The organism is Paenibacillus pinihumi DSM 23905 = JCM 16419 (genome assembly GCF_000422505.1).
Taxonomy (GTDB): domain Bacteria; phylum Bacillota; class Bacilli; order Paenibacillales; family Paenibacillaceae; genus Paenibacillus_D; species Paenibacillus_D pinihumi.
Genome location: NZ_AULX01000006.1, coordinates 1 through 14886 on the forward strand (window position 1 = coordinate 1; position 14886 = coordinate 14886).

The following is a 14886-nucleotide window of genomic DNA, read 5'->3' on the forward strand; positions in this document are numbered from 1 at the left end:
ACTATGTCTTGGCAAGCTTTTTTTAAAACTTTTTTTTCGAAGTCTTTCAAAGCCCTTCACTCACAAAACAAAAACTGCGTTGTATATCGTACCGCCTCAGAAGCGGCAAGAAATAATATACCATGTTTGTTGGAGCAATTGCAAGCATTATTTTAAAAAAATATTAGTCGCCTTTAATCCCCCATTTTACAGCTGTTACTGCTTGCGGATTGAATGCCGTCTGGCATCCGGACCAGAAAGAAGCAAATAGGATTTTTATTCATTTGCCTGTTCTCACTATTTAACGCCAGCCTGCTGAAATTTAAATATCATTCCATTTAGCCGGACTGTCCGGCCCACTCCGCTTTTTATTGAAATCACCATATCGCCATAGACCGGAATTAGCCATCCACTCATTTCTTCTTACTATATAAGTAGTTAATTGTTTTCACGTTTTGTATTCTGACAGGATCTTTTCTGTAAAACCGGCTATTCACGTAATCGCCTCTTCCCCCTCAGGGAGCATATATGCCATGGACTGAAAAACACTCCACATCCCTTCCCAGATTTCCAGATCTACATTTATGCCTGCTGCCCTTGATCGTTGAGCAAGCCTGACCGCATCACTAAGAAGCACCTCATGGCTGCCAACCTGAATGAGCATCGGGGGCAGACCTTCCAGATCCATTTTTAATGGGGAAAGAATCTTCGGCAGTGTACCTTCCCAGTCTTGCAGATACATATTCAGAATAAACCGGTTTGCTTCAAGACTTCCCATAGGGTCCAGAGCAGCCACTGTATCAAGCCAATCTCAGTTTACAGCCTGTAGCATGGTACAGGGTCAAGCCGCTATTCTATTTTGAGTATGCGCAGTAATTCCTGCACGCCCGGATCTCTGTCCTTATCCAGCAGCGAGGATTTCAAATTGTCCAGCATAGACTTCGTATGCTCCCGCTCCGGGATTTCTCTATTAATAGTAGAAACTTTCCTTTCGATTACGTTAACAAAGTCCTCTATACGGATTCCGCTTCCCTCAGATCGTGTCAATGCTTTTTTGATTTCACGCAATGTGAATCCGCACAGCTTGGCGTTGCGAATAAAAGCCAGCCTTACAATAGACTCCTCCGGATAAAGCCGATAGCCTGAAGGTGTACGAGCCGAAGTTTCAATTAGCCCCAATTTCCCATAGTAACGCAACGTTTCCAGATTAATGCCTGCCATTTCGGCAGCTTGCCCCCGAAGATACCCTTCCATAAGTTGGTCCCCCCTGCACTGATTTTAGCTTCATAAATATGGCTCATTATGGTTTGTTTCCCCGACCTTCAGTTCTCCAAGGGCATCATTTAATAATGGTTCATCTTCTCGTAACATCATTTTTGTAACAAATATCTGGAAATTGCGTATAATTGTTATGGTTAATAACTCCATAGAGGCAGTAAGGGGTCGTGCTGCGGCATACGAGCCTTGTTTGACTCTCAGGAATGGAAGGAGGACAAGCATCTCATCCGGGTAAGGAGAACACTTAAGCTCTAATTATCCATGTCGCTTTATTATTTTAATAGAAGGAGCTTATATGCAGATGAAAAAAATTAGCGCTCTATTTCTTTCCCTATTTTTGCTTACTTCTGTATTCTCTTCCGTTCACGCAGCAGAGAAAGCCATGTCCGTATGGCTGAATGGCGAGCAAATCCGGTTCAGCACGTCTGAGCCGATCGTAGAAAAAGGGGTAACGCTCGTACCGATGCGGCCGCTGCTGGAGAAGCTGGATGTCAAATTGAATTGGAATGAAGCCACCCGTACAGCAAGCGTCGCCAAGGAAGGTCTGACATTATCACTTCAAATCGGCAACACGAATGCAACTGCGAACGGGAAAACAGTCAAGCTGGCTGCCGCTCCAAAACAAATAAGCAATGTAACGTATGTACCGCTCCGCTTTGTCGCCGAGACTACGGGCTATAAGGTCGCCTGGAACCAGTCACTGCGCCAGGTTACCCTTACCTCTGAGCAGCAACAAGACGGAAGCCGCGGCTTTCTATGGAAGGTAGAGAATAAAGGTAACACCGTATATCTGCTCGGTTCCATTCATGTAGCCAAAAAAGGCATGTACCCGCTTCGCCCGGAGATTGAGAATGCGTTCAAAGCTGCTGACTACTTGGGCGTAGAAGTCGACTTGACAACGATTGTTCCCGAAGAAGCACAAAAGCTTGTAATGGACTTGGGTACATACAAAGACGGAACCACACTCAAGGATCATATCTCCCCTGAAACGTACAAAAAAGTTGCAGCATTCCTGAAAGCAAATGAATATCCGGAAAACACCTTTGATAACTTCAAACCGTGGATCGTCACGCAAAACATTGCCAATTTGCAAATTGCAGAGGCTGGCTACCAGCCTGAAATCGGCATTGACATGTATCTGATTCAAAATGCCAAACAAGTAAAAAAGCCGGTTGTTTCATTGGAAAGCATGGAATCGCAATTCCAGATGTTCAACAACTTCTCGGACCCTCTACAGGAAAAGCTGCTGCTGCAAACACTGGAGCCGGCTTCTGATGAGGCCCCTGCTCCGGGTGAAGGCATCGATATCCTGACCAAAATGTGGATCGAGGGCGATGATGCAATCTTGGCCGAGCTCACCAAAGCCTCTGCCTGGGATGCCGAGTACTACAAAGGAATGCTCTCTGACCGCAATGAAGAAATGGCCGAGAAAATTAAAGGCTACCTGAATAGCGATAAAAAAGAAACCTACCTCGTTGTTGTCGGCGCACTGCACATGCTGGGCGACCATGGCGTTGTTCCGCTTCTGGAGAAGGACGGCTTTACTGTAGAAAGACAATAGAACCCATACAATCCTATAACGAGACAGCAGGGCTAATCATTTGGTTGGTCCTGTTTTTTTATTTTCCCGGAAGACTTGCATTCCCTGCATCACATCCATTGAATTTGAATATTCATAATTAAAATAACAACTACCACACTACCATACAAGTATGGTAGTATTAACGTAAGCGCTAACATAATAAAAAAGGAGCAAGGACATGGTATTCGTCAAACCGCCACAGTCCGCCTCAACCCGCGAGGTGGTCTACAGCGCACTCAGGGAACAAATTCTGCAGCTGGAGCTGCCGCCGGGGACCGGGCTGTCCGAGAAGGAAATATCCCTTCAATTCAATGTCAGCCGTACCCCTGTCAGGGAAAGCTTTGTGCAGCTGGCCCAGGAAGGGCTGCTGGAAATTCTTCCTCAGCGCGGAACCTACGTCTCGCTCATTGATACTTCACTGGTAGAAGAAGCCCGCTTTATGCGGGAACAGTTGGAGCGTGCGGTCATCAAGCAGGCCTGTGACCGCTTCCCTCAAGAGCAGCTCATCAAGCTCCAGGGCAATCTCGCACTGCAAAAGCTGTCTGTTGAGAATCAGGATTACAAGAAAATGTTCGAGCTTGATGAAGAGTTCCACCGCACGATCTTTGAGGGCTGCGGCAAAAGCTATACCTGGGGCGTCATCCAGCATGTCAATGTGCATCTGAACCGCAGCCGCATGCTTCGTCTTGCAGCGGATCATAATTGGAACCACATCTACGCCCAGCATGAGCAGATGGCAACGGCAATAGAGGCACATAACAGCTCCGAAGCAGACCGGTTAATGCAAAATCATTTGAACCTGACCGTTACGGACCAATCGCTGCTCAAAGAGAAGTTTCCCGCTTACTTTAAATAATTCAGCTGTATGGTCCCAAGTTTACGGATGGTCCATGTCTTGGAGGTCTGCTTGTAAGCAGAGTGCACGTCTTGACTACAAAAATCGAAAGGCGGATTCAATTCATGAAAATGGTATTTCGATGGTTTGGTGAAGGCAATGATACGGTAACGCTGGATCAAATCCGGCAGATTCCCGGTGTAGAAGGCATCGTATGGGCACTTCATGATGTTCCCGCAGGGGAAGAGTGGCCTATGGACAAAATATTGGCGGTCAAAGCCGCGGCCGACAAAGCCGGTCTGCATCTCAAGGTCGTAGAGAGCGTCAATATTCACGAGGATATCAAGCTTGGTCTGCCCAGCCGGGATGTCTACATTGAGAATTACAAGAAGACCATTGTCAAGCTGGCCCAGGTTGGAGTCAAAGTGATTTGTTATAATTTTATGCCGATCTTCGACTGGCTCCGCACCGACCTGTTCAAAGAAATGAGCGACGGGTCCACCGCCCTCTTTTATGAGAAAGCAAAAATCGAAAATATTGATCCGTTCGATCTGGTGAAGCAGATCAATGAGAATTCAAAACTGACGATGCCCGGCTGGGAGCCGGAGCGCCTGCAATATTTGACCCGGCTCTTTGAAGCCTATCAAGACGTGACGGAGGAGCATCTGTGGGAGAATGCCCGTTACTTCCTGAATGAGATTATTCCGGTAGCTGCCGAGCATGATATCAAAATGGCCATTCACCCGGACGACCCGCCATGGCCGATCTTTGGTTTGCCTCGCATCATTACAGGTCAGGCAAATATCCGCCGCTATCTCGCACTCAATGACAGCCCTTATAACTGTATTACGCTATGCAGCGGCTCGCTGGGAGCCAACCCGGATAACGATATTGTGTCCATGGTGCATGAATTCATTGACCGGATTCCGTTCACACATATCCGCAATGTCAGAGTCTATGAAAATGGGGATTTCATTGAAACCTCACACCGGACCCAGGACGGGACTGTAGATATTGAAGGTATTGTGCAGGCTTACCAGGAGGAAGGCTTTACCGGATTCTGCCGCCCGGATCACGGACGCCATCTATGGGGAGAATCCTGCCGTCCGGGATACGGGCTGTACGACCGGGCGCTCGGCATCATGTATCTATGGGGATTATGGGACGCGTATGAACGCAATAGCCGTAAGGAAAAGGAGGTCGTGCAAGCATGAGTCAGCCCATCCATCCTTCGCTGAAGGGTAAAACGGTTGTCATTACAGGTGGTGCCGGTGTTCTCTGCCGGGTTATGGCGATTGAACTGGCACGGCAGGGCGCACAAATTGCCATCCTTAACAGGACGCTTGAGAAGGGGCAAAAAGTTGTAGAGGACATTGAGCAGCTTGGCGGCAAAGCGATTGCCGTCTCTTGTGACGTTACTTCAGCTGAAAGTGTATCGGCAGCAGCAGCAGCCGTTCAGAAGCAGCTGGGGCCATGCGATATTCTGATTAACGGAGCCGGGGGCAATCATCCAAAGGCCAATACGACGAATGAAATTTTTCAGCAGCAGGATCTCGATCATCCTGAGCTGACGACATTGTTCAATTTGAGCATTGACGGCTTCCGCAATGTCATGGATTTAAATTTTATCGGCAGCCTTATTCCGACGCAGGCCTTTACCAGACAAATGCTGGGGAGGGACGGCGCGACTATCGTTAATATTTCTTCCATGAGCGCCCCTTCCCCCCTGACCAAGGTGCCTGCATATAGTGCAGCAAAGGCTGCTATTAATAACTTTACCCAATGGCTGGCTGTTCATTTGGCTGAGACCGGCATCCGCGTTAATGCGCTTGCGCCCGGCTTCTTCCTTACCGAGCAGAACAGGCGGCTGCTGCTCCATGAGGATGGTTCACTGACCGATCGTTCACACAAAATCATTTCCCACACACCGATGCGCCGCTTCGGCAAGCCGGAGGATTTGCTCGGTACGCTCTTATGGCTCGCAGATCACGAAACCTCCGGCTTTGTAACCGGAACGACGATTGCAGTGGACGGCGGCTTCATGGCCTATTCAGGAGTATAGCCTGCGTCCGTCATTGTAAGCCAAGAATCGGAATTAAATCGTATTGATACTGCGCTCCAGCACCTGCCCAATCAGGTCTGGAGCTTTTTTTGCTTGCCCGTAATCTCTGCCCCTCCATTCTCTCTCTCCTGCCTCGGGAAAAAAGAAGAGTTATAACTCTACTCTATCACAAAGTTTAATATAGTTCCCTCATTCCGTTTTCCATATGCCTTTTCGCCTATCTGATCCCTGCCAAAAAACCTATTCATGCACAAGGAGATTGTAAATTTGTGTCGAATAACTCTAGCAACTACAAGAAAATCATTCCAGAGGAGAGAAAGTCAGAGAAAATGAACAAAACCCGTAAGCAAATCCAAAGAGGCGTCTTTCTAATATTGGCTTTATTTCTGCTGCATATGTGCGATCCGGCTTCGACCGCCTCCGCTGCCGGAATTGTAAATCCGAAACAGATTTATACGTATGAAATCATGGAAAAGGATATGAGGACGCTCGTTAAGCGCTACCCGGAGCTTATGACGATGTCTTCGCTTGGCACAAGCGAATATAACCGTGAATTATGGTGTCTGACGATTGGAAAAGGGCCGGCCGTTATTCTATTAAACGGTTCGCATCATGCGCGTGAGTGGATGACGACCAATCTGTTAATGAAGATGGCCGAATACTATGGGGAAAGCTATGTCCGGAATGCTTCCTATGACAATCTGAAAGTAAAAGATTTGCTTGACCACGTCACCGTTGTTATCGTGCCCATGGTTAATCCGGACGGTGTTACCTTACAGCAAAAAGGATTATCCGCATTCCCCCAGGTCGTCCATGCGTCATTAATTCAAATGAACGAAGGCAGCAGGAACTTTGCCAGATGGAAGGCTAACGCCAAAGGGATCGACTTGAACCGTCAGTATCCGGCCGGATGGGATTCCATACGCAATAACCGTCCCTCCGGAAGCTATATGAATTACAAAGGAAGCACGCCGCTGCAAGCCAAGGAGGCTGCAATTATGGCAACTTTTACACGTGAAATTATGCCCCAGCTTGCGATATCCTATCATTCTGCCGGAGAAATCATCTATTGGAATTACAAGACCAAGTCGGCCAATCTAGCAAGAGACCGCGCTATAGCCCAGAGATATGCCAATCTGACAGGCTACAGGCTCATCTCGCCATCGCCTAATCCTTCAGGCGGCGGGTTCACGGACTGGTTCATTACGGAATTTGGCAGACCGGCGATAACCCCGGAAATCTCCCGTGTCGTTTCGGGACAGCATGTTCCATTGGGAGAATGGGACCGGATTTGGCGGCAGCATCAAGGAACAGCATGGATGATTGTTCAAGAGGGCTATAAGCTCTGGATGAATACGCAGATATTAGAAGCGGCTCCGGCAGAAATCTATTTAACTGCCCGGGAAACACTCTATCAATATCCGGGGTTCAAAGAGAAGCCTGTCGGCACTGCTGTAGAAGGGCTGTATAAACAAATTCATACGAAAGGAAACTGGGTTCAGATTCAGAACGGCAAGGACAAGGGCTGGATAAGCTCCAGGGCTGTTCTTCAGAATATCACTGCCGCCGGGGAGGAAAATATTCTGCTATTTACAAAGGATACGGCGTTGCACGCCTCTCCCCTCCAAACCAAACCGTTATCACTCCGATACGCGGATCAAAAGTTTAAGATTCTGCTCGCATGGCAGGACTGGTATCTGGCGGACACACCAAAGGTTCCGAGATGGGTAAAGGCTGACCAAGTGTGGGTTGTGAGTACAATACCGGCTGCCGAGATTGATCCGGGAACGCCGGAAGCTCAGGATGAGGAAGCTGGTGCCGGTAATACCGTAGACCAGACAGAGGGGCACTTTCAGGAAGAGAATCGGAGATAAAGCGACGGGATGAAATGAAAGGGCTAAGTTTGGCTGCCCCTATTCCCCAAATCACTCCTCATGCAGCAAGACGGCCATCATCGCGGGTGATGATGGCCGTCTTGACCTGACAGCTATGTTAGCATCAGAATTTCACGTATTTCCTGCTCGGTCAGCGAAGACAGCGACTCCGCCCCAGGCTGAATGACCTGTTCGATCAGATTTTTCTTTCGCTGCTGCAGCTCGTACATTTTATCCTCGACTGTGCCCTGGGCAACCAGCCGAATGACTTGCACCACTTTCTTTTGACCAATCCGGTGCGCCCGGTCAGCCGCCTGCTGCTCGACAGCGGGATTCCACCATAGATCATACAGAACGACAGTATCGGCTCCCGTCAGATTGAGTCCTGTGCCCCCGGCTTTCAACGAGATCAGGAACACATCCCGCTGCCCCTCATTAAACCGGCTGCATAATTCCACCCGCTCTGCGGCAGGCGTCTTCCCGTCCAGATAAAAGAATGGAATCTCTTGCAGTCCCAGTTCACGCGAGATGAACCCAAGCATATCCGTAAATTGAGAAAAGATGAGCATGCGCTTGCCAGCGCCGCGGCACTCTGCAATCAGTTCCATTAGCTGCTCGAATTTGGCCGAGCTTCCCTCATACCCCTCTACAAACAGGCCAGGGTGACAGCATAGCTGCCTCAGGCGGGTTATTCCTGCCAAAATTTTGATCCGGTTCTTCTGAAAGTCATCCTCGTTCAAATGCTTGACGGCCTCCTGCTGAAGCTGCGCCAGATAAGAAACATAAAGCTTCTTCTGCTCCGGCAGCAGTTCCGAGGCTTGCAGGGATTCAATCTTCTCGGGAAGCTCCCCGAGCACCTCTGTCTTCAAACGGCGAAGCAGGAACGGCTTGACCCGTCTGGCGATATCCTCTCTTGCCAAGTCCGCAAATGCCTTACGGGAATGAAACAGTTCCGGGAATACACTGCTTGTAATGGACCAAAGCTCCTCGATGGAGTTCTCTATTGGTGTTCCCGTCAGCGCGAAGCGATAACGGGCCTCAAGCAATTTGACCGCCTGCGCCGTCTGGGTCGCATAGTTCTTGAAAGCTTGGGCCTCATCCAAAATCAGGGTATGAAAGCTATGCTCCGCATACAGACCGATATCCCGCCGCAGCAGCGGATACGAGGTGATGATCACATCCGTATCTGCAAGTTCCTTGGCGGTATGGCTGCGTTCCTCTCTGCTGCCATCCTGGATGATAACACGCAATTCAGGCGCAAAGCGGGCCATCTCATTACGCCAGTTGTAGAGCAATGAAGCCGGACAGACAATGAAGGCCGGAATACCCTGCTCCCGAATATCCGGCAGGATCGATACGAGAAACGCAATGCTTTGCAGGGTCTTGCCCAATCCCATATCATCAGCCAATATACCGCCAAAACGGTAATTCGCCAGCGTTCTCATCCATTGAAAACCGTATTTTTGATAATCCCGAAGTACAGGCGCAAGGGAATCCGGCACCGGAAAGTCCAGATTATCGGGATTGCGCATATTGTCCAGGAAGCGGCGGAGCAGCTTGCCGCGTTTGATGCTGCTCCCATCCTTGTCCTCGGCTTGAAGCCGCATCGCTTGCCACGCGGGCAGGCGCAGCTCTGCCCCTTTCCAGTCACCCGTGCGCCCGCCAAACTCTTCGATGAGCCGGCGAATCTCCTCGAATGCTGCTCCGTCCAGCGGCATGAAAGCCCCGTCCTTCATCCGGAAATATCTGCGCTTCTCCTTCACTGCCTTGAGAACACTGCGAATTTCACGTTCTGAAATGCCGTCCAGCTTGAATTCAAAGCTGAGCCAGTCGGTACGCTCATCCACATCCGCCTTGACAATAGGCATAACGGAACCCGGATACAGCCGGGCTTTGACAGCCGAAGTTGCATGGACAAGAAGCAGCTTTTCCAGCTCTGGTATAGCGTGATATAAGAACTCGAACTCAGCCTCTTCATCTTCCATAAAATAGCCGCTCTCCGTTGATATGAAGCCCGCCTGTTCCATCAAAGAAAAGATCTGCTGCTCCTTATCGCCATCCCGGACCAAAATTTGCCCATGGCCGCGGCTTGTGCCGATGTCCTCCAAGGGATTGATGATAATATCCCCGTACTGGAATTCCAGCCCTGCAACAAGCCTGTCACGGATACGGTCCAGATACAGGCGTGCCTGCAGCCTCGTTCGGACGATCCGGTCCGATATTGCTGTCGCAATCTGCACTTGGCCAAGCTTCATCAAGCCAGGTACGACTTTCTCCATGAAGGGCTCCATTTGCTGCGGCTGAATCTGTACCTGTTGATCACGGCGGGAACCCAGGAGCTGCTTGATCTCCATGAGCTGCCTGAATGACTCTTCATTCAATCTGACCAGCCTGCCCCCGGCAATGACGGTATTGTAAGCTTCCATAATCGTGAGCGCGTCCATCCCCGTTACCTGCAATTGATAGCCTTCACTCCCATAGCGGGACTGGTCAAATTCAAACTGCACCGGAATCGGTTCGTCGGATATATTCAGCCGTTCATAGCTTTGCCCCTCGTGCTCCAGTCTCACGGAAGGAGCAGCCGTAAGCAAGGGGAGCAGCCGTTCCCACTCCAAGGGAGGAACAAGAAGCAACCGGTCATTGCTTGAGGAATTGGAATAGGTAGAATAAGGCTGAAACATTTCCCGCATCATTTTTTCATTCTTGAAAATATGCAGCAGATGGCGAATGATTTCGTCGTCACTGCCCGAAATGACATGCGCCTGCGGATCATAGGTGAAATGCTGCGAGAAATAATAAGACTCCCGTTTGGCGACCGCCTCCAGGAAGGCTTTAATTTTTTGCACGATATATAAGCGTCTGGTACCTGCCTTCATCTCCAGCCCAAATACAGACTTTCGGTATCCAACCGTGTGTACCTTGCAAATAAATTCAATCTGCAGAGGGGAACGCACTTCAGCAATCAAGCCCAACGAGCGGGCAGGAAGGCTTCGCTTCGTATCAAAGACATGGAGGAAACCGGTCGCAAGCTGCTCATCTCCGGCGGAAAGCTCCCCTCTGCGTGCAGCATTTTGGGACAGCCTCTGTTGCTTGCTGGTCATCTCACTGTCGCCACTGCCTCCATTGGCAGAAATCGCCGGCTCTTTGAGTAAGCCGCTGACATCCGAATGAAGACCCTGAATGCCAACTAAAACGGCTGCAATATGCTTGCAATAGTTATCATAAGCATAAAAAGCTGGACATGTACATTCGGCATCGATGTCAAGCTCCTCATCGTTCCTCGGGCTTATCTCTACCTGAACCTCATAATTTTCATTGCCCCGCACTTTCGCCTCAAAGCGGCCACCCTCTATATCGCAGAAGTTGAAAGTGACACTTCCGTCGTAGTAATAGGTTTTGCCCCGCCGAAAGGAGGTTTGACCGCACAGCACCTTAATGTTCCAGTCGGTCACTTCATAGGTCATGCCCTCACTGCCTTTCTCTTACTGGTCTGACAGGCTTTTTGCCGCTTCATTTACCGGGCCATTTTGCGGAGCTGGCTGACGTACAAATCGCTGTAAAAGCCCTTTTGCTTAACCAGTTCATCATGAGAGCCCTGCTCCAACAGCCGTCCGTCCTTCAGTACCAGAATCCGGTCCGCGCTGCGGATGGTATTGAGCCGGTGTGCAATAACAAAACTCGTCCGTCCCTCCATCAGGCGCTCCAGCCCTTCCTGAATCTTAATTTCCGTAACCGTATCGATACTGCTTGTCGCTTCATCAAGTACCAGAATGGAAGGATTCGCAAGAATTGCTCTGGCAATCGCCAGCAGCTGTTTCTGGCCTTGGCTGATTCCGCTGCCTCCGGTATCCAGCACTTTGTCATAGCCGCCCTTCATTCTTAAAATAAAAGGCTCCGCATTCGCAAGCCTTGCGGCCTGCTCGACTTCCTCGTCTGTAGCATCCAGACGGCCGAAGCGAATATTTTCCCGAATCGTTCCTTTGAACAAAAAGGTATCCTGCAGCACAAATGCCATATGGGATCGCAGGCTTTCACGTTTGACGGATTGGATATCCAACCCATCTACCTTAATGCTTCCGCTGTTCGCATCGTAGAACCGGGAGAGCAGCTGAATCAGCGTCGTCTTGCCCGCCCCTGTCGGACCGACGAGGGCAACAGTCTCGCCCGGCTTCGCCTTGAAGCTAATGTCCTTAAGTGTCGGGCGGCTGCTGTCGTAGCCAAAGGACACCTGTTCAAAGGCTATTGCTCCCTTCATCTGCCCGAGATTCACGGCAGCCTGCTCATCGCTGGACTCCTCTTTCTCATCCATAACCTCAAATACGCGCTCCGCACCTGCAATAGCAGACAACAGCGTATTCCATTGGTTGGCCAGATCATTGAGCGGGCGCGTAAACTGTCTCGCGTATTCGACGAATACAATAATGATTCCAACCGTGATCGCTCCATTAACAGCCAAAATGCCGCCAATGCCGGCAATAATGGTAAAGCTCATATTGTTCAAACCGTTCATCAGCTTTGGAATAAAGCCGGAAATCGTCTGCGCCCAGAATCCGGACAGCCTAATCCGTTCATTGCGTTCCTGAAAGCCGCGGATTGCCCGCTCCTCCTGGGAAAAGGCCTTAATCATCCGCTGCCCGGACAGCGTCTCCTCAATGTAGCCGTTCAGCTCCCCGAGGTTGCGCTGCCTCTGCTTGAACAAAGGTCCTGTGCGCCTTGTAATCCAGCGCATTCCCAGCGCCATCAGCGGGACAACCGTGAAGGTCAGCAATGTCAGCAGCGGGCTGAGCCACAGCATGACCGAGACTGTCCCGATGAGCGTCAGCACACTGGAGAAAATTTGAATCGCCGAGCTGTTGAGCGTGGAGCTGACATTTTCAATATCATTGGTGACCCGGCTCATAATTTCCCCTTGCTGGCGCTTGCCATAGAATGGAATTGGCAGCTTGTGCAACTGGGAGAACAAATCAAACCGCAGACGGTAGACGGTCTCCTGGGAAATTTCGATCATCCATATATTTTGCAGCCATGAAGTCAGGGAGAACAGGATGTATACACCGGCAAGCCCGCTCAGGAAGTACACCCAATCGCTGCCCCCGCTGCCCTCCAAATAATTATCCACGGCTGTGCCGATCAGGTATGGTCCCAGCAGCGACAGCGCTGAGCTAAGCACTACCATGAGCAGGACAAGCATCAGCTTGACCTTACGCAAGGCCAGATAGGACCAAATGCGGCGCAGCGTTTCCGACCAATTCCGCACCTTGGCTTTGCGCTTGCCTGCGCCGCCTTTTCCTTGCGCCTGTGCGCCCTCGCCATCTGCCTGCCGCGGGTACGGTGTGCGGAAAGGTTCAGTCAATGCTTTAAGCATTTGCGGCCACCTCCCCATACTGGGACTGATAAATTTGACGGTACAGCTTGGACGTCTGCATGAGTTCCTCATGCTTGCCCTGCGCAATCAGACGTCCTTCATCCAGCAGCAGGATCAAATCTGCGGAGGACGTCGAGCTGATCTTCTGGGTAATAATGAATGTCGTACAGGACAACTGCTTCAACTCCTCAAGCAAAGAAGCCTCTGTCCGGACATCAAGCGCACTCGTACTGTCGTCGAGAATAAGAATTGCCGGTCTGCGGACAAGCGCCCGCGCAATCATCAGCCGCTGCTTCTGCCCGCCGGACAGATTGACGCCCCGCTGGCCAAGCATTGTATCATAGCCGTCAGAGAGCGATTCAATCGTCTCATGAATTTGCGCCTGTCTTGCAGCTTCCTTCACCTCTGCGAGTGTTGCATCCTCGCGGCCCCACGCAATATTTTCGCGAACGGTACCGGAGAACAGCATCATTTCCTGCGGCACATAGCCGATCGCCCCACGGAGTACCGCAGGATCAAGCTTGCGGACATCTGTGCCGTCCACTTTCACCACGCCTTCATGCGGCTCATAGAGACGGGGAATCAATTGAATGAGAGAAGATTTTCCCGAACCTGTCGCGCCCATAATGGCGATCCGCTCTCCCGGGCGGGCCCGGAATGAAATATCGCTGAGCACGGAAAGCTCGCTTGTGGCATATTCAAAGCCCACCCTGTCAAACTCCACGCTGCCTGTAATTGGACGTGCATTTCCGGCAGCGATCCCTGCCGTGCTTACTTCCATGCCGTCTTCCGTTGCAAGCACCTCTTGAATCCGCTGGGCAGAAGCACTGGAGCGGGAGTAGACCATAACCAGCCAGGAGAGAACGGACAGTGCCCCGATCGTCCTGAGCGAGTAATTCACGACAGCGACCACTTCCCCTACGGATGCGTGGCCATCGAAAATATCCTGGCGGCCAAACCAGAGCACCGCAATAACGCTGGCATTCATGAGCAGCAAAATAAAGGGCATCGTCGATTCGGTAAGCCGCAGGACGCGTACAGAATCCTTCATAAGCTTGCCGCTTGCAGTGGCGAAGCGCTCGATTTCATGGACCATCCGCACGAATACCCGGATCAGACGGATGCCGACGAGATTTTCCTGAATGACGCCGTTCACGTTATCCAGCCGCTGCTGGACAATGTGGAACAGGCTAATGGACTTCCTGGTCATCCACACTGCAAACAGGAACAGCGGCGGGACAGTCAGCACCAGCAGCAAGCCGAGCTTTACATTAACGATAAGTGCCATTATGATACTTCCGATTACAACTAGGGGCACCCGTGTCATAAAACGCAGCGACATAAAGACGATGTCCTGCACCTGATTGACGTCAGCCGTCAGTCTCGTAATAAGCGAGGAAGCGGCAAAACGGTTAAACACCTCATAAGAGAAGGACTGAACCTTGTGATACAATTTTTCCCGCAGATCGTAACCGAGTCCAAGGCTCGCATGGGCAGCAAAAAAAGAGCTGGCAATTCCCATGATGAATGCCAGGACCGTACTGGCAGCCAGCACTCCGCCCCATAGCCATACAACAGACAATTCTTCCTTCCGGATACCGTCATCGATAATCTTGGCGATGAAGTATGGCTGCGTGAGCTCGACAGCAAGCTCAACCAGCATCATCAGCAGCGCCACGATAGCCGCAATCCGGTATTTTTGCAGGAAGCTTAACATTTTGAGCATTCGCATTCCTCCGATTTGAAAAGCCGCCAAACTGGTCATACACCTATACACTGCGGCTTTCCATGAGTTAGTCCGCTGCAAAGAATAACAACGCCGAAACTTTCATTTTTAAAATAAAAAAAGACTACAACCGAAACTATGAAAACCATCTCTTCTATTATAGCTCAGTGTGATGGTAATTTCTA

The 14886-nt window shown here is 50.4% G+C and carries 10 protein-coding genes; 5 read left to right on the forward strand and 5 right to left on the reverse strand.

Annotation, left to right across the window (positions count from 1 at the left end; genetic code table 11):
- Window positions 1–472 precede the first annotated feature (472 nt).
- Both H583_RS0100005 and H583_RS31415 read right to left on the reverse strand, forming a co-directional pair.
- The gene (locus H583_RS0100005) at window positions 473–757 is read right to left on the reverse strand and encodes an alpha/beta hydrolase (protein ID WP_028558673.1); all 285 of its coding nucleotides are present in this window, start codon (window positions 755–757) and stop codon (window positions 473–475) included.
- Between the two features lie 71 nt (window positions 758–828).
- Window positions 829–1233 (reverse strand): MerR family transcriptional regulator, encoded by a 405-nt coding sequence (locus H583_RS31415; protein ID WP_051235778.1) that lies wholly within the window; start codon window positions 1231–1233, stop codon window positions 829–831.
- A gap of 325 nt (window positions 1234–1558) precedes the next feature.
- Between H583_RS31415 and H583_RS0100015 the strand changes: the two genes are divergently transcribed.
- The 5 genes from H583_RS0100015 (at window position 1559) to H583_RS35015 (ending at window position 7610) form a co-directional block, all read left to right on the forward strand.
- Entirely contained in the window at window positions 1559–2818 is a 1260-nt protein-coding gene (locus tag H583_RS0100015) for a TraB/GumN family protein (RefSeq protein WP_028558674.1), read from the forward strand.
- Between the two features lie 199 nt (window positions 2819–3017).
- Window positions 3018–3695: a GntR family transcriptional regulator gene (locus tag H583_RS0100020; protein WP_028558675.1), complete on the forward strand. Its 678-nt coding sequence runs from the start codon at window positions 3018–3020 to the stop codon at window positions 3693–3695.
- Window positions 3696–3799: 104 nt separating this feature from the next.
- Window positions 3800–4888: a mannonate dehydratase gene (uxuA, locus tag H583_RS0100025; RefSeq protein WP_028558676.1), complete on the forward strand. Its 1089-nt coding sequence runs from the start codon at window positions 3800–3802 to the stop codon at window positions 4886–4888.
- Window positions 4885–5736 (forward strand): SDR family oxidoreductase, encoded by an 852-nt coding sequence (locus H583_RS0100030; protein ID WP_028558677.1) that lies wholly within the window; start codon window positions 4885–4887, stop codon window positions 5734–5736. The genes uxuA and H583_RS0100030 overlap by 4 nt, the downstream gene beginning before the upstream one ends.
- Before the next feature lie 269 nt (window positions 5737–6005).
- Entirely contained in the window at window positions 6006–7610 is a 1605-nt protein-coding gene (locus H583_RS35015) for a M14 family metallopeptidase (RefSeq protein ID WP_051235782.1), read from the forward strand.
- A 113-nt stretch (window positions 7611–7723) separates the two neighbouring features.
- Here H583_RS35015 and H583_RS0100045 read toward each other — a convergent pair whose 3' ends face one another.
- Genes H583_RS0100045 through H583_RS0100055 form a run of 3 tightly spaced genes read right to left on the reverse strand, consistent with a single transcriptional unit; the run spans window position 7724 to window position 14701 of the window.
- Window positions 7724–11074: a DEAD/DEAH box helicase gene (locus H583_RS0100045; protein WP_028558678.1), complete on the reverse strand. Its 3351-nt coding sequence runs from the start codon at window positions 11072–11074 to the stop codon at window positions 7724–7726.
- Between the two features lie 50 nt (window positions 11075–11124).
- Window positions 11125–12975 (reverse strand): ABC transporter ATP-binding protein, encoded by a 1851-nt coding sequence (locus H583_RS0100050; RefSeq protein WP_028558679.1) that lies wholly within the window; start codon window positions 12973–12975, stop codon window positions 11125–11127.
- Window positions 12968–14701, reverse strand: coding sequence for an ABC transporter ATP-binding protein (locus H583_RS0100055; RefSeq protein WP_028558680.1), 1734 nt, complete (start codon window positions 14699–14701; stop codon window positions 12968–12970). The genes H583_RS0100050 and H583_RS0100055 overlap by 8 nt, the downstream gene beginning before the upstream one ends.
- Window positions 14702–14886 lie beyond the last annotated feature (185 nt).

Excerpts from the sequence above, each read along its gene's own strand:
- uxuA (WP_028558676.1), top strand. The coding sequence starts at position 3,800 with ATGAAAATGGTATTTCGATGGTTTGGTGAAGGCAATGATACGGTAACG.
- H583_RS0100055 (WP_028558680.1), bottom strand. The coding sequence starts at position 14,701 with ATGCTCAAAATGTTAAGCTTCCTGCAAAAATACCGGATTGCGGCTATC.
- H583_RS0100005 (WP_028558673.1), bottom strand. The coding sequence starts at position 757 with ATGGGAAGTCTTGAAGCAAACCGGTTTATTCTGAATATGTATCTGCAA.
- H583_RS0100020 (WP_028558675.1), top strand. The coding sequence starts at position 3,018 with ATGGTATTCGTCAAACCGCCACAGTCCGCCTCAACCCGCGAGGTGGTC.
- H583_RS0100015 (WP_028558674.1), top strand. The coding sequence starts at position 1,559 with ATGAAAAAAATTAGCGCTCTATTTCTTTCCCTATTTTTGCTTACTTCT.
- H583_RS0100045 (WP_028558678.1), bottom strand. The coding sequence starts at position 11,074 with ATGACCTATGAAGTGACCGACTGGAACATTAAGGTGCTGTGCGGTCAA.
- H583_RS0100030 (WP_028558677.1), top strand. The coding sequence starts at position 4,885 with ATGAGTCAGCCCATCCATCCTTCGCTGAAGGGTAAAACGGTTGTCATT.
- H583_RS0100050 (WP_028558679.1), bottom strand. The coding sequence starts at position 12,975 with ATGCTTAAAGCATTGACTGAACCTTTCCGCACACCGTACCCGCGGCAG.
- H583_RS31415 (WP_051235778.1), bottom strand. The coding sequence starts at position 1,233 with ATGGAAGGGTATCTTCGGGGGCAAGCTGCCGAAATGGCAGGCATTAAT.